The organism is Chryseobacterium sp. FR054 (genome assembly GCF_056844565.1).
In genome coordinates this window covers 287,010-301,188 of record NZ_JBXDSA010000004.1, presented here as the reverse complement: position 1 = coordinate 301,188, position 14,179 = coordinate 287,010, and the positions used below count along the sequence as shown (strand labels likewise).

Here is a 14,179-nt window from a genome sequence, read left to right as displayed (position 1 = left end):
ACTTAAAAATAATATTAGTAGAAATATTGTTTAAACTTCATTTATGCTAAATATGGATTTTGCTATATGATTAAGTAATAATTAATGACATTTATTGAGATAAAATTAATCGCAGTATGATTTATATGTTAATTATTGTGTGGTTTTGCTTTTATGATCATTTAATGTTCTAAATATTGAGTCAGCAAGTCTTGTTCCAGTTGATACAAGTTTTGATAATACTCTGAGTTGTTCCTTACAGGCAATACTATCTGTTTGATGTGGATAATTTATTGTATGATCAATCTCACCCCAAATTTCTTCAAAAAGAGTTCGTACTTGAATTTCACAACAAATAGAGTTTTGATTGTTGGGTTTTACTAAATAATGAATGCTTGTATAAAAAGTTTCTCTAACTTCTGTTTGGATATTAAGAGTTTGGTAAAATTGTACTGATTCAGGGTCCCATGTATATGCTTTAGGTTCTTCAACAAATTTCCAATCGCCATTTGATACTTTTTCAATTATTGCTTTGTGTATAGATTGAAATTGATCTTGATAAAGATGTAAAATACGAACCCCAATAAAATCTGTTACATTTGTGAAAAGATTATCTTTAGTAATTACTATACCTTTATCTAGTTTTCGGTGAAGTTTATCAACTAAGTGGTCAGGATCTTTCAGTCTTGATTTTATAGAATGAATTATTGGTAATGGTTTTTGATTTAAAACTGGATGCTCCTGAAAAAATACTAAAATACCAGCCAAGAATTGTTTATACTCAAATTGCTTTTGTTTATATATTTCTACCGCTTCTTCTATATCTTTGCTCATTGCTAATCAATTTAACGTTTTAATTCTTTCTATAAAGTTATTTGCAAAGACGATATATTTTTGCCTAGTTGCTTCATAAATAGCTCGATTTCCCATTATTGTAGATTTATCTCCAGGATCAAGAGTTTGTAGACTAGGAATTTGCCAAATAGGACGTTTATATTTTTGTACCATATTAGGTAGAGTATTGTGTGAGTGCATAACTGCAGTTAGCCCAATAGGTGTGTTTGCTTGTTCCTTAGTTAAATGATTTCTGACCTCTAAGCTAATAAATTCTTCGATTGTTGCTGGGATTTGTTGTGCATAATTATAATGAGCTTTTGCTAAATCCCAATCATTTAATTTTTTTGCATATTTTTTTGCATTATAAATAGTATAGCCTAAAAATCGGACAAAGTTTTGAGGGAACTTTTTTCTTTTATCTTCAGAAATTAAGCTATAAATAGTATCAAATTCTTTTTTCCATTGTTTTAATGCACTACCAATATTTCGAATACCATACATTGAAAACATATCAGGTAATGCTGGAATAACAAAACCATCAACAGTCGAAATAATAACTTTGTTTAAAGCCCCCAAACTTGGAGATGTATCAATAATAACATATTCATAATTGTGGATTGCAGAATATTCTTCAGCAATAGCCCTAATATTTGTAATTGTTCTGATAGACAAAGATTCTCCTAAATATGCTCCACTCCAGCGTTCAGAGATTTTATTTTCATATTTATGAATTGTAAGCCTTCCAGGAATTAGATCTAAGTTATTTCCAATCGTAACTGGTGGTGGAGTGGTTTGAAGTTCACCTTGACCATCTTCTGTTGGTTTTAATAGAAAATGTATTGTTCTTGGTTTTTTTAAAAGAGAATCATAATCATCTTTTGCCATTTTTTTTACGCGTGAGTCAAAATCATCGATAAACTCATCTTCCTCAGTCCACATTTCATGTAGTTGTTCTTCATCCATTCCGCATATTGTAACATTACATTGTGGATCTAGATCAATAATAAGAGTTTTGTGCCCCATTTCAGCTAATATATTAGATAAATGAAATGCAAGTGTTGATTTGCCAACTCCTCCTTTATTATTGAACAATGATATTATTTTCATTTGTTATTTATTTAATTATTGTTTTGTAATTTCCTATTGTACAAATTACAATAATTATTACATATAAAATATTTTTTATTCGATCTTTCCCCTGAAATATCCTCCGGCCTGATAAACCGACTCATTGATATTGGATTGGATCTTAAGTTCTATTTTTCCAAAAATACTGTCTCCTTTCTTATATTCCGGCTTATCGAGAATGAGTTTTTGTTTTTTAACGGAATACCGGTCCCGTTCCAGAAAATCAAACGGCTTCAGGTTATCCGTATAGGTTTTAACGGAGGCGGAAAACCAGTTTCCTATCTTCATGACATTCACATTCAAGCCGGAATATCCGTCTCCGCTGTTGAAATTCAGGCTGAGTCTGTTTTCTGAATTCTCATGGAGGGAAGGATGAAAACTAAAGCCTACGGTGTCATTTTTTGCTTCCCGGTTAAAACTGAAATCGGTACGGATTGCTGAAGAACCGGTATTTAAAAATCCGGGATCAAATACTTTTCTGTTAAGGTTTTTGATTTCAATGGTATTTGCCACGGAGCTTTGATACTCGGTTTTATCAAATTTTAAAAAGAAGAATCCGCTCAGGATAAGCCCCAGCGCTATGATAAGGATTAAAAATATTTTTAAAATGTTTTTCATTTCACGGCCATTAATTTCCCCAGCAATGCAGGAAGTTTGGTTTCAGGGTTGATCTCATCATTGTTCCAGTAGCTCATTACACAGCTCACATTTTTATTTCTTACCGTTGCAGCTACATAATAAACCGTCAGATTTTTTCCTCCTGACATTCCTGCCAAAGCTCCTGCAACTCCTGTAAAATCATAAAGTATTTTTTTAGCTTTTACAGGAACCCCTTCAAATTCAATATCCACCATTTCTTCGGACACTACTTTGCCCATTTTTTTTGATTTTGTGATATTGAGCTGATTTTCCACAGCTTCTTTTGCATCATCCAGAGTTCTGTGAACGCTCCAGTTCATTTCTCCGGCATAAGGACATTGAACAATATTGACGGAAGTCCAGTAACAGCCGTTTCCCAGTTCAATTTTTCTTCCGGCAAAATTGATGGAACTGATGCTCATCGGGGAAAAGTTTTCTTCAGGAATTTTCTTTTCGATAATAGCATTGACGAGCTTTTCTTCAGTTTCTTTATCTGTTTTTCCGATTTTGATAAACCATACCACCGTGACGGTTTTGTCCGGATTTTCTACAAAATAATAATTATTGGTCTGGGAAAAATCCGCGGAAACCTTTTGCTGTTTTGTTACCAATAAATTATTGAAACTGATGTTGCCGTCCTTCACTTTTGCATCAGAATCTGAGATCTGATGTTTCCGGAATACTTTTTTTAGGCCCTTTTCATCAAATGTATTGGAAAAGACTTCGCTGGTTATGCTGTACCCGTCAATATTGTACCATATTTTTCCATTGTTTTTCAGGGCGCTGAGTCTTTCAAAGATGTTGTTTTCCTGTGAGAAACAGACAGAAAAAACAAGAATGAACAGAAGATTTACTATTTTCATAATATTGAGTCTTGGTTATTAGAAAACTAAGTTAAGTAAAAAATAAATTGAAAAATCAATTGGTGCTTTCCGAGAAAGTTAAATTACTGATTTTGAGCTAAAATTAAGGTTGAATGATGAAGTTACTTTTGATTGGGCAGACACAGCAGATCTTTTTGATTGTTTTTGTTGGAGCTTGCGCAAAGGCGCTATTTTTTTCCAGCTTTATGGGGATAAGGCGCAATGATTTTATCTCCGAAAAAATTTCATGCCGGAAAATTTGTTGAAAATCTTTGATGGTCCCACGCTTTAAAAGTATTATCATATTACAACGGTTTTATGATTGGCTGTTCAGCGGAACGATAAAAATAAAAATATTTTATTATTGGGCGGATGCTGTGTTTGTTATTTTTCATTCAGAATGCGGTTGACTTCTTCCTCAATTTCTTTCTTTTCAATCATTTTTTCTGAGATGGATATTTCAATTTTTGTTTTTTTCCAGAATGGGTAAAACAGAAGGGAAGTTGTGCCGATATTCACATATTGCGAGTTGGGAAATTCTATTTCAACGGTTGTTTTAAAAACGGTATTTCCTTTTATATATTCGGTGGTTCTGATGGGGTTGGTCAATAGATCGAAGGCCTGAGCTATTCCGTCTTCCAGGTTCTGGTATTGGTCACTGAAATGGGTATGGCTCATACCATAACCGACTGTAAATTCGGAGTGATCAGTCATCAGCCAATAGGGTGTACCTGTTAATTCCAGAATTTTATTTCCGTGTTCTTCGGAAATTTTGATTTTGTCTCCCAGTTTAGTCCGCAGGAGTGTGGCAATTTCATTAAATTTTCTGTGGTGGCGTTCCATGAATAGATTTTAGTTTTTTGCTTTTTTTATCTGATAAATTATTCCGGCGACCATTCCCGATATTCCCCCCATATATCCGAAATTATGAATGGAGCCTACACTGATAAAGTTCCGGATGTTTTTAGTTCCTGCCGGGATATACCAGTTGGTGTTTTCTGCTGATAAAAACAGAACGGCATACCCATATCCCAGGATTCCTGCAATAAAGGTGATGCAGATATTGATCAGTACTGATTTTACAGTTACTTTCAGAGTTTTTTCAGGATCAAGAAATAAGGAGACAAAAGCATAGGCTATTCCTAAGAATAATCCGACCCACCAGGTTGCTAAAAATCCGATGATTCCTGCTTTTATCCTGATATTCAGACCGAGGTGTTCAAACCCGAACTGCTGAAACTTCAGTAAGGTATAATATTCAGGAGAAATGGAGTAGGTGATCTGATCATGCAGTATTCCGTAAACTCCTGCGGAAAGAGCTGAAATGATGATAATCAGGATAAAATTAACGAATTGTTTCATTTTGTATCAGAATTCAGGTCATGATTAAATTTCTCTTCCCATTCATATATTCCACCTTTTTCAAAGAGATTTCCCTGTGAGAATGCTTAAAGACCATCAAAGATTCCGCCTATGAAATCTCCGATTCCTTCAAATATATTTCCGAGTATTTCTCCAAAATCCAGCCATGAGGAATCGATATCCGCATTGGGAAGATCCGGAATTTCTGAACTGCCGGAAACCGATAATCCCCGGAGCATTTCTGTTTTCATTTCAGCGTAATCGCATGCTTCACCAGTCTGTTGGTGATAGTCTGTAAAATCGGAATGGGAAGAATATATACTCATGGCCCAGCAGGAAAAATCAAAGCCTTCATTCCATTTGCTTTTTTCATGGGCTTCTTTTATCTGTTCCGGCGGATAGTATTCTTGTTTGCCATACTTCTGTAACAGGATTTTCCCAATATCGGCAATGTATTCTTTTTTATTGGCCGGAGCCGTGGGACATTCTGTGCTCATTGTTTAAATATTTGTGTTTTCTGATGATGTGTTTATAGGTTCACAGTTACTCATTTGAAATAACTGGTAGTGAAGATGTTCTGTTTATTTGGTTTTGAACAGGTTAATTGTGTAATCCAATAATTTTTGATCTCCATATTCTCCATGCCCCGGAATGACAATCTTTACATCAGGGTATTCTTTTTTTACTTTCTCAACGGTATCGGACCAGGCTGAAACATTGGCATCTCCCAGATAGCCTTTACCGGCTTCAAGTTCTTTTAAAAGACAGCCCCCGAACAGGATGTTTTCTTCCGGAAAATAGCCGACTGCATTATCTTTGGTGTGGCCTTCTCCGAAAAATCCGGCAATGACTTTCCGATTGCCTGCTTTTAGCACAACAGAGTCATTAAAACTGTTTTCAGGTAGTGTAAAATGATTTTCTCCGGCCAGTTCAATGGTTTTGGAATAGGCATAAGAAGGAATATGATGGTTGTGAAAAGCCTGTAACCCGCCCATACTGTCATCATGGAAGTGAGTAGGTACAACAGCATTGATTTTAGAATGAAGCGTTCCGCTGATCCACCGGATGAGCTCTTCTGAAGTTTTATCGTTGATGGGAGTATCAAAAACAATGGTTTCATTACTGTCTTTCACTACCAGCCCGTTGCAGGGAACGTTGCCGAAATCATTAGTCTGTTTAAAAGAGGTATGAATAAATGCATTTTCCGAAATTTGGGTAATGATCAGGAGCTCAGACTGATATACCTGCTTTGCTTTAAAGTTATCGGACTTTTTAGGAGCGCAGCTTAGAATGATGAAAAAAAGCAACAGAATGCCTGTTTTTTTACTATTGATTCTCATGGATATTGTTTTGAGAAAACGGTTTTATTCATTAAAGATAGTATTTATTACCCAAGTTCTGAGCTGTGTTAATTGGTTGAAAACGAATTTTTTAATTTTCTTTTTTTAAATGAAATCCATTAGCCTGTAAATATTCATCAATACCCACTTCAAAAGGAAGCTCATAGCCGTTATCCGCATCATAAGTGCCGCCGGAACCGTCCGAAGATTCTAGGAATCCCAAAGTTTTAGATCCTGTTTTTTCTTTTGCGCTTTTCCAGCAGTGCATGAGGAAGTTTTTTTCCAGGCCGGTTTGATTTTCCCAGTAATTGGCAATCTCCAGCTCATCATCTTCATCAAGATAGGCTGAATAATCAATCCTGTTTTCATCCAGAACTTTTCTGCCCAATTCCTCAACATCCGAATGTGTGTAATCTTCAAACGAATGCTCTCCAAGATGAAGCTCTGCAATATGGGTTGTTTTGTCCTGGGAATAATATTCATAATGAGGCATGGCAAATAAAAAGCTTAATGGACTTGAAGCATAATAATATAATCCGATCACTTCAATTTTGGTATCGTCTTCCCTGAACCGGTATTTTGAATTTAAAACGTCCATAAAGAAAAGGGTAACCGCTTTTTCTCTCGGCAGGAGAAATGTATTTCTGAAGGCTTCATCAATTTTAGCTTCTATATTCATGTCTGTTTACTTTTTTGCAGTGGTAAAAATAGGAAAACAAGTATAAAAAAATGGTTTTGTTAGGGTTTAATATCAATAGGAGTTCCCACTTTTACTGAGCTGTACAGTTCATCTATTTCTTCGTTGGTAACTGCGATACAGCCTAATGTCCAGTCGGACCAGCGGTGAAGTTTTCCGATAAAGCCTCTTCCGTTTTTCAGCGCATGTATTTTAACGTCACCACCTGCCGGCTGACCGAGCTGTTTTGCTTTTTTGATATCCTCTTTATTGGGATAAGAAATTCCCAGGTTTTTATGATAGCCGCTGTTGGGATTTTTGGCATTGATGAAGTAATGCCCTTCAGGTGTTTTTTTGTCTCCTTCGGATTCTTTATGTCCCTCAGGCTGTCCTCCCAATGAAACAGTGTAGGTCTTCACCAGCTTTCCGTTTGAGTAAGCCATCAGCTTTCTTTCTGATTTGTCAACCACCAGCTGATCGACCTGTGTGCCGGGAGGAAGTTTGGCTTCAGGATAAAAATAATACAGTATCAATCCTGAAAATGCCAGCAAGGCTGTTAATCCTGTTATTTTTTTCTTTATCATGATAATTTTTCTGTGTTTTTATCCGGTATAAAATTCTGAGTTCAAGTTTTCCGGCAGAAAATCATATCCCACGAGTTTCGGAAATTCTTCAGAATGGATAAGCCTGACTCTTGCATATTGCAGTTCCATGATTTTTTCGGTTGCCCAGTCGAAAAAAGACATCCGTCTGAAATCATTTTCTGTGGTTTTCAGCTGTCCTATTTTCCATTCGACATGGCGGAAATAATTGTTGCAAAGCTGTCTGGAGCATTCCCTGTATTGTAAAATTCTTCGGGTGATATTAATCATCGCGTTCGAGTTTTGGTTTTTAATGGGCTTACCGGGAGGCTTTTATAGTATTGATGGCATTTAACAGTTCGGTCTGGCTTTCCTGTGATAAATTTTTGCCATAAAAATTAAATCTGATTTTTCCCAGTGATCCGCTTCTGATACTGTCGATATAAATCCCGGTCATACCTTTTCCTGTCTGTTTAGGTTCTAATATCTTAGCATTATATCTGTCAATCTTTTTATAGGTTATTGTATTTCTGATAAAATCTTCCGGGCTGGCTGCTTCATCATCATTGATAATAAAAAACTCCGTAGTGTCGGTTTCGGGATGTTCGCTGAGCATTTTTTTCAAATTTTTTCTGGAAATAATCACCGGATTTTCTTCCAGGGAGTTTGAATAGGGGCCATAATCATAAAAAACGGAGTCTTTGTTTTTTGTGATCATTATTCCTGCATTGCTGTCAATGGTTTCGGGTTTCAGCTCTTTCCAGCCCTCCGGAACCTGAATGGTAAAATCACCGAAATCCATTGATCTGTTTTTTTCCGGATTCCCGGAACAGCTTAATATAACGGAGAAAATAACGAATGATAAAATAATTTTTTTCATAAATGATATATTGCTCGGGATCGGGAGATTTTTGCGATGAAGGGATAAGCAGCAGAAACTATATTACGTTGTAATTATTCAAAATCTTTATCAGATATTTTCTTATTATAATACAGATCAACAATTTTCACGACCTGTTCTCCATTTTCGGAAATATAGGTTTGTTTGGTTTCATATACCAGATCACCGAATTTTTTATAATCATCAAATAAAACTGTTGAAAATGTATCTTTTTCCGGGCTGGCAATAACTTCAGACTTTATCATGTAATAAGTACTCTTATCATAATAAAAATAAGATACTTTTCCATTGGCCAGCGTTGCTTTTATTTTATAGCAGTCTTTATTATTTATTTTTTCTTCTCCCATATATTCCAGTTTATATAAGGAAGTATCCAGATAATCCAGTTCATTCATAATGTTTTTTCTGTAATTCTTATCCTTGAACTGCTCAGGATCTGCTGCTTTCTTTTCTCCATTGATGACATCATAGCCGTTTTTCCCGTCATAAAAAGATTTATATACCACCCTTCCCTGATATACAATTTCAAAACTTCCTTTATTGGGAGCCATTTCACGGGTTATCCAGTTGACATTTCTTCCGTCCATTACTGTTTCTGAGTTGGAATATAGGGTTTTTATACTTTTTAAGAGTTCTTTTCCTCCTCTTGCCTGAATTGCTTTTTCGATAATTGTATTGGCTTTATTAATGTCAGAATTCTGGGCCAATAATGAGGTTGAGCATAAAGCTAATGCAAAAACTGTTGCTGTGATTTTCATTGATTATAGATTTTTATGGTTATTATTTCCGGTTATTGATGATTGTACCTTTAGCGGGACATTTTACTTGGTCATTTCTATAAATTCAGGATGCGTCCACAAATTCCGGAGCTGTGGGAAATTTTGGGCATCTTCTTTAAGTCCTGGCTCCAGATGGAACGTTTTTTTCAGCAGTTCCAGAGATTCATCTGTTTTTCCCTGAAGGTTTTTCATGATTCCCATCTGGTAAAAACTCCATGAAAACTCCTGGATTTTATTGAGATTGTCGTACACCCGGATCGCGTCATCATATCTTCCGATTCCCTTCAGGTATAAGCCTTTGTTGTAATGCAGCTGATATCTGGCTTCCTCACTTACCTTGCTTTCAAGAATATCAAATTGCTTTAAAGCCTGTTCAGGAGACAATCTGTTGAAGGTATCAACCATCAGCTGAATGGTAATATCTTCAGAATAATACTTTGGAAATAATTTCTCAACAGATTCTACGGCATGATCAATCTGGTTATTCCTTAAATAGAACTGGATCATATAAATCAAAGCAGGGTTATCCGGATCTTTCTGTAAAACGTCTTTAATATTCGCTATAAATCCTGATTCGCTGATCTTATTTTCCATGAGTAATTCATATGCCACATCAACTTTATTGTCCAGAATCTGAGGATGGGAAGGCTCTGTCTCCAGGGCTTTGTTGATAAATTCCAAAGCCCTGAGATTGTCGTTTTTCAAGGAATATAATTTCCCCAGATTGGCATAGGCTAGGGTTGCGTTTTCATCCAGCTCAATGGCTTTTTCGAAAAGTTCGAGAGCGTTATCCAGATCTCCCCGGTCCATCTGATAGGCCCCATAGGCAATATACCTGTCTACCTGGTCCTGACCTGTGTTTTCTTTGGTATGATCGGGGTTGGGCTTAATTTTAATCTCAGTAATTTCTCCGGAATCAAGTTTCTCCTGAAATTCATTCACCATCTGCGCATTTCTTTCCTGGAGTTTATTTATGATTTCGTCTGCCTGGCTGGTATTCAGTCCGTCTTTCAGAAGGATGTCTTTTACTGTTCCGTACTGATGATGATTTTGGAAATATACATTTTGGGCATAGGTTAATATTTCGTTCTGATACGCATCACTTCGGAATTTAATGTCGTCTATTCCCGGTTCTTCAGGCTTCGGATGATTAGTATTGGTTTCCTGAGCGATAAATCTCTTTACTTTCTCAAGAATAAAGTTGGCCTGTTCATCATTCAAACCTATTTTTTTCAGTTCAGAAATGGCAATGCCCGGCTGCATATTATGATCCTTCAGCTTCCATAATGCCAGCGCACAGGCTTCATTCTGAAACTGATCCGAATTAAATTTTGCATGACCGATTCCCTGCTTCTTACTTTTGAAAAAATCAAATAGTCCCATAGTATTAGTTTTTATTTTCTGAAAATTCAAATCTACGTGTAAAGCCTGTGTTATGCAAATATTTGAAATGCAATACTGTTTTGCTTTTGAGCAAAATGGTAGTTTACTGTACAAAATCAGGAGCTGTGTGTAGAATTTTCAATTTACATTTTAATGCTGTCTTATACCCAATAGGTTGGCTGTCAGTTTTTGTATATTTACTTTCATTTAAACCATGTTAATTTTAATCAAACAGGATTATTAGTTCCTGATAATGGAATAATATCTGATTTATCTGAATTGAGAGAAGAGTTTGTTGTTAATATACCTTCAATAAGACGGAGTGATATTTTTAATAAATTTTTAAAATATAATGAGGACTTGAAAAATGTTTGCGGATTAACTGAATTAAAACAATGGGTTGATGGTTCTTTTGTAACCAAAAAGGTGAATCCAGGTGATATAGACTTAGTCACTTTTATAGATTCAGAAAAATTACAGGAAATTGGCAATATTATTGATCGTTTTAAACTTCCGAATTCTGAATCCAATTATGATGTAGATGCATATATTGTTGAAGTTTATAGGGAAGATGATCGTGCATATAGCAAGACACTCTCTGATACTGCCTATTGGCACGACAGATTCACAAAAACAAGAAGAAACAGATCAGGAAACAGCTTAAAGAAAGGATTTTTGCAGACTAAAAGTTGAAATTATGGAAGATAACAATTTATATGACATTTTAGATTTGATTGAAGAAATTCGGAATGTTGATAAAATGATTGACATTCATTCTGATTCAAAGTCTGATTTAATGCTAAGTCAATATATTAATCAAAAGCTTAAACTTACCAATATATTAATAAAAAACTTGTTGATTAACGGAAGAAATAATCCGGAGGTTATGTATCTGGTAAAACTAATGATTGATAAGTTTTATGGAAATGTTATAAAAAATCATGAAAGTATTGATTCTGATAGTAATCTGAAAAAAATTAAGGAAGCTTTTTCTATATAATCCTGGCTTTCCAAAGTCAAGGGATTTAAGATTCAGTTTCATAAAGAATTTAATTTAGTGTATCAGTCAAAGTCTGAATACTTTTAACAGGGGATTATTTAAATTTCGTTTCAAAACCTTTTTGCAATGCTTTTAGTTCCGGTTCCGTCAGGGTTCTTTCATTAATTTCCTGCCAGAGCAATTGGGCTTTGCTGAGTTCCGTTATACCGGCTTCTTTTACAGCGGCACCCCACATCAGTATGGTGAAATCTTTTTTATTATACAGGATCCCGTCAAAATTGATAAAGGCACCGTCATATTTTTCCACCGTATTTTTGAAATCTAATTTTCCACCTTTAGATTCTGCTTTAATATATTCTTCAATATCAGCATTTTCATTCCTGTGATTATTAATGATTCTTTCTTTAACAATATTTTTCACCTCGTCAATGATATCATTGTACTTTAAAATCCGGAAATCCCTGTTATTGAACTGTAAAACATTGTTGTTGATTGTAGCTTTAGCTTTTAGGACACCCGTCAGCTCTTTTGCCCTGTTTTCGGATATTTTCCCTTTCAGCTTTGAAGGCACCTGAAAATTTTCATTTTTGCCCGGGATTATTACATTATAAAAAAACGAATCATCTTCATTTTTAGGGATAAGAATCATCATTCCTCTCACCATTCCTTTATCAGTAATCATGAAATAATAAGAAGGCAGTTTTGTGGAAAACTTTTCGTAATCATTTAAATCCGGATCTTCATTTATAAAAACAGATGATTGCTTATTATCAATATTGTTTTTGATTGTGTAATAGCCTGAAATGATTTCAACATTTTCAAAACTGAAATTTTCTATTTTTTCACTGTTAAATACAGGATTTCCATTCTTGTCAAATTGTGAGTACAGGTTGGAACCTGCCAGAAAAACAAGGAGGATAAACATGAATAATTGTTTTTTCATCAGTAGTTACCGTTTTTTGCTAATCTCCAAATTTACGATTTTTTATTGTTCTAAGTCTGGAGCAGGATCAGGAGTATTGTGTTCTATTGTGCTGCAAGGTCAGGAGACTTTCTGAAGCAAGGGTATATTATGGGCGGAGGGAATTATTTCGCTGATCTGATTTTTAGTTTTATCCGTAGAATATCTTTTAAAAATGAGTCTTTGTTGGACACGTCTTTTTCCAGCATATTATACCCTTTCTGATAATAGTTAAGGGCCTTCGTAAAATCTTTTTTCTTTTAAAATATCCGAATATACGGTGTCTCTGACATCCGTCTGTGATAACAGTACCTGGTTGAAAAGTAATATTAAAAGTAAAGGGTAAAATCTCCGCATTGTTATATGATTACTGAAACATAAATTAAATAAAAACAATATGAAAGGGAGCCGTGAATATATATATTTGATAAGCTGGCCATAGCCACAAGCTGATCTGAAAGTCCGGTTAAAAATATCTTTCAGCTATTCCATCATTGTCCTTACTTTCAAAAGTAAGGGTTTTTCTTTTAATAATGCGGTTATCTTTCTTCAATATAAAACGTTACAGGTTTCCGAAACCTATAACGTTTATCCGTAGTGTAAAAGATTTATTCAGCGTATTTTTGAAACAGTCGCCTGTATTTTCGTTTGTATATGAAGTCAATTTAAAAAATCTGAAGCCATTATTTTATTAATCTCAGAATTCACTCTTGTGATGATCCATTCTTTGTCATCTGCGGATAAATCGTTTAAAAGATCCGCATTGTTTTCATTAAAATCTGTGATGACATCTTCTAAAAATTCGGTCTTAATTTCAGAAACCCGGATCTGATTGCTCATATCCAGCTTTCCTATTTTGGAGATCGCACTTTTTAATCTGTTTTGAGTTACATAATTTCTCAGTTCCTCCACAATAAAAGACAGATCTTCTGTTTTGGAGGAGATATCGGGAATAAATGACCATTTTTCCGCTTCATGAAATTTATCCTCTTCATCAAATTCAGGATTCTTCAGTTTAACGACAGGCCTTGAAAAAAGGCTGTGATCGGTCTGGTTGAAAGGCTTGATCACAACCCCTTCAATTAAATTATCCTGCAGTTCCGGCAGGTTGAATTCTTTAGGAACCGTGGAGTTCATTCGGATATTGAAATTCATGGCTTCATTGAATTTTCCGATGAATAAAGGCTGCGCATGAAATATCCCGAACTGCTTGAAATAGGCTACCGAAGTTTCATAATCCAGATAATATTTAGAGCCTGGGCCATCCGTTTCAACAGCAATGTCAAAAGCACAGAACTCAATGGAAGGAGTATAGTACACGCCGGTCTGGATGGCATGCAAATCCTTTTCCGGGCTGACTTCCGGATGAGGATATTTCCCCCCGAACAGTTCACCGTAAACCATATATTTCTCAGCAGTGATTTCGCTGCTCAGATGTTCAAAAAGACTCAGGATGTTATCTTCCAGTTTTCTGACAACCAACTGAAAACCAAAAAAATCATCGGTCCAGCTGAGGTACTCTTTTCTTTTGGCAAATCTCAGACTGCCGTTTTCATAGATGAAGCTGAAGTTGGCCCCATGTACTTTTTCTGTTACCACCCATTTCAGTTTTTCCATCTGCGAAAAATCATTTTCATTCAGACCTAATTTTTTTAAGCTGTTAGGCATTTTTTCATACCCTGAAAACTCACTCATAATTTCGTTTCTTTATTGTATTAACATCCGGTATTTTTGTCTTCCGGCACCAGGA

Annotated in this window: 18 protein-coding genes; 2 read left to right on the top strand and 16 right to left on the bottom strand. The window is 35.3% G+C overall.

Annotated elements, in window-relative coordinates; translation table 11 throughout:
* Positions 1-132 precede the first annotated feature (132 nt).
* The 14 genes from AC106S_RS17600 to AC106S_RS17535 all read right to left on the bottom strand — a co-directional run bounded on the left by AC106S_RS17600 (position 133) and on the right by AC106S_RS17535 (position 10,468).
* Positions 133-813, bottom strand: coding sequence for a hypothetical protein (locus AC106S_RS17600; protein ID WP_482440999.1), 681 nt, complete (start codon positions 811-813; stop codon positions 133-135).
* 6 nt (positions 814-819) lie between these two features.
* Entirely contained in the window at positions 820-1,923 is a 1,104-nt protein-coding gene (locus tag AC106S_RS17595; RefSeq protein WP_482440998.1) for a ParA family protein, read from the bottom strand.
* 75 nt (positions 1,924-1,998) lie between these two features.
* Positions 1,999-2,562 (bottom strand): hypothetical protein, encoded by a 564-nt coding sequence (locus AC106S_RS17590; RefSeq protein ID WP_482440997.1) that lies wholly within the window; start codon positions 2,560-2,562, stop codon positions 1,999-2,001.
* On the bottom strand, positions 2,559-3,446 hold the full coding sequence (locus tag AC106S_RS17585; protein ID WP_482440996.1) for a hypothetical protein: 888 nt from the start codon (positions 3,444-3,446) through the stop codon (positions 2,559-2,561). Before AC106S_RS17585 ends, AC106S_RS17590 begins: the two co-directional genes overlap by 4 nt.
* 384 nt (positions 3,447-3,830) lie before the next feature.
* Positions 3,831-4,289, bottom strand: coding sequence for a hypothetical protein (locus AC106S_RS17580; RefSeq protein WP_482440995.1), 459 nt, complete (start codon positions 4,287-4,289; stop codon positions 3,831-3,833).
* Between the two features lie 9 nt (positions 4,290-4,298).
* A complete protein-coding gene (locus tag AC106S_RS17575) occupies positions 4,299-4,808 on the bottom strand; it encodes a hypothetical protein (protein WP_482440994.1) in 510 nt (169 codons plus the stop codon).
* Between the two features lie 86 nt (positions 4,809-4,894).
* Positions 4,895-5,305, bottom strand: a complete 411-nt coding sequence (locus AC106S_RS17570; RefSeq protein ID WP_482440993.1) for a hypothetical protein — start codon at positions 5,303-5,305, stop codon at positions 4,895-4,897.
* 84 nt (positions 5,306-5,389) lie between these two features.
* A complete protein-coding gene (gene blaCHM / locus AC106S_RS17565) occupies positions 5,390-6,148 on the bottom strand; it encodes a CHM family subclass B1 metallo-beta-lactamase (protein ID WP_482440992.1) in 759 nt (252 codons plus the stop codon).
* 91 nt (positions 6,149-6,239) lie between these two features.
* On the bottom strand, positions 6,240-6,827 hold the full coding sequence (locus AC106S_RS17560; protein WP_482440991.1) for a hypothetical protein: 588 nt from the start codon (positions 6,825-6,827) through the stop codon (positions 6,240-6,242).
* Between the two features lie 59 nt (positions 6,828-6,886).
* Positions 6,887-7,408, bottom strand: a complete 522-nt coding sequence (locus tag AC106S_RS17555; RefSeq protein WP_482440990.1) for a L,D-transpeptidase family protein — start codon at positions 7,406-7,408, stop codon at positions 6,887-6,889.
* 18 nt (positions 7,409-7,426) lie between these two features.
* Positions 7,427-7,696 carry a hypothetical protein gene (locus tag AC106S_RS17550; protein WP_482440989.1) on the bottom strand — a complete coding sequence of 90 codons (270 nt, stop codon included), beginning with the start codon at positions 7,694-7,696 and terminating at the stop codon, positions 7,427-7,429.
* A gap of 28 nt (positions 7,697-7,724) precedes the next feature.
* Entirely contained in the window at positions 7,725-8,285 is a 561-nt protein-coding gene (locus AC106S_RS17545) for a hypothetical protein (RefSeq protein WP_482440988.1), read from the bottom strand.
* Positions 8,286-8,359: 74 nt separating this feature from the next.
* Complete coding sequence (locus AC106S_RS17540) at positions 8,360-9,064, bottom strand: hypothetical protein (protein ID WP_482440987.1); 705 nt, start codon at positions 9,062-9,064, stop codon at positions 8,360-8,362.
* 63 nt (positions 9,065-9,127) lie between these two features.
* Positions 9,128-10,468, bottom strand: coding sequence for a TPR end-of-group domain-containing protein (locus AC106S_RS17535; protein WP_482440986.1), 1,341 nt, complete (start codon positions 10,466-10,468; stop codon positions 9,128-9,130).
* Between the two features lie 189 nt (positions 10,469-10,657).
* Here AC106S_RS17535 and AC106S_RS17530 point away from each other — a divergent pair, with 189 nt between their 5' ends.
* The gene (locus AC106S_RS17530; RefSeq protein WP_482440985.1) at positions 10,658-11,161 is read left to right on the top strand and encodes a DUF6932 family protein; all 504 of its coding nucleotides are present in this window, start codon (positions 10,658-10,660) and stop codon (positions 11,159-11,161) included.
* Between the two features lie 4 nt (positions 11,162-11,165).
* The gene (locus AC106S_RS17525; protein WP_482440984.1) at positions 11,166-11,468 is read left to right on the top strand and encodes a hypothetical protein; all 303 of its coding nucleotides are present in this window, start codon (positions 11,166-11,168) and stop codon (positions 11,466-11,468) included.
* A 94-nt stretch (positions 11,469-11,562) separates the two neighbouring features.
* Here AC106S_RS17525 and AC106S_RS17520 read toward each other — a convergent pair whose 3' ends face one another.
* Both AC106S_RS17520 and AC106S_RS17515 read right to left on the bottom strand, forming a co-directional pair.
* Positions 11,563-12,411 (bottom strand): hypothetical protein, encoded by an 849-nt coding sequence (locus AC106S_RS17520; RefSeq protein WP_482440983.1) that lies wholly within the window; start codon positions 12,409-12,411, stop codon positions 11,563-11,565.
* Between the two features lie 678 nt (positions 12,412-13,089).
* On the bottom strand, positions 13,090-14,124 hold the full coding sequence (locus tag AC106S_RS17515) for an RNA ligase family protein (protein WP_482440982.1): 1,035 nt from the start codon (positions 14,122-14,124) through the stop codon (positions 13,090-13,092).
* Between the last annotated feature and the right edge of the window lie 55 nt (positions 14,125-14,179).

Coding starts and splice junctions, on each gene's coding strand:
- AC106S_RS17550 (WP_482440989.1), bottom strand. CDS start 7,696: ATGATTAATATCACCCGAAGAATTTTACAATACAGGGAATGCTCCAGA.
- AC106S_RS17560 (WP_482440991.1), bottom strand. CDS start 6,827: ATGAATATAGAAGCTAAAATTGATGAAGCCTTCAGAAATACATTTCTC.
- AC106S_RS17515 (WP_482440982.1), bottom strand. CDS start 14,124: ATGAGTGAGTTTTCAGGGTATGAAAAAATGCCTAACAGCTTAAAAAAA.
- AC106S_RS17600 (WP_482440999.1), bottom strand. CDS start 813: ATGAGCAAAGATATAGAAGAAGCGGTAGAAATATATAAACAAAAGCAA.
- AC106S_RS17535 (WP_482440986.1), bottom strand. CDS start 10,468: ATGGGACTATTTGATTTTTTCAAAAGTAAGAAGCAGGGAATCGGTCAT.
- AC106S_RS17540 (WP_482440987.1), bottom strand. CDS start 9,064: ATGAAAATCACAGCAACAGTTTTTGCATTAGCTTTATGCTCAACCTCA.
- AC106S_RS17570 (WP_482440993.1), bottom strand. CDS start 5,305: ATGAGCACAGAATGTCCCACGGCTCCGGCCAATAAAAAAGAATACATT.
- AC106S_RS17595 (WP_482440998.1), bottom strand. CDS start 1,923: ATGAAAATAATATCATTGTTCAATAATAAAGGAGGAGTTGGCAAATCA.
- blaCHM (WP_482440992.1), bottom strand. CDS start 6,148: ATGAGAATCAATAGTAAAAAAACAGGCATTCTGTTGCTTTTTTTCATC.
- AC106S_RS17585 (WP_482440996.1), bottom strand. CDS start 3,446: ATGAAAATAGTAAATCTTCTGTTCATTCTTGTTTTTTCTGTCTGTTTC.
- AC106S_RS17545 (WP_482440988.1), bottom strand. CDS start 8,285: ATGAAAAAAATTATTTTATCATTCGTTATTTTCTCCGTTATATTAAGC.
- AC106S_RS17575 (WP_482440994.1), bottom strand. CDS start 4,808: ATGAAACAATTCGTTAATTTTATCCTGATTATCATCATTTCAGCTCTT.
- AC106S_RS17555 (WP_482440990.1), bottom strand. CDS start 7,408: ATGATAAAGAAAAAAATAACAGGATTAACAGCCTTGCTGGCATTTTCA.
- AC106S_RS17520 (WP_482440983.1), bottom strand. CDS start 12,411: ATGAAAAAACAATTATTCATGTTTATCCTCCTTGTTTTTCTGGCAGGT.
- AC106S_RS17590 (WP_482440997.1), bottom strand. CDS start 2,562: ATGAAAAACATTTTAAAAATATTTTTAATCCTTATCATAGCGCTGGGG.
- AC106S_RS17580 (WP_482440995.1), bottom strand. CDS start 4,289: ATGGAACGCCACCACAGAAAATTTAATGAAATTGCCACACTCCTGCGG.
- AC106S_RS17525 (WP_482440984.1), top strand. CDS start 11,166: ATGGAAGATAACAATTTATATGACATTTTAGATTTGATTGAAGAAATT.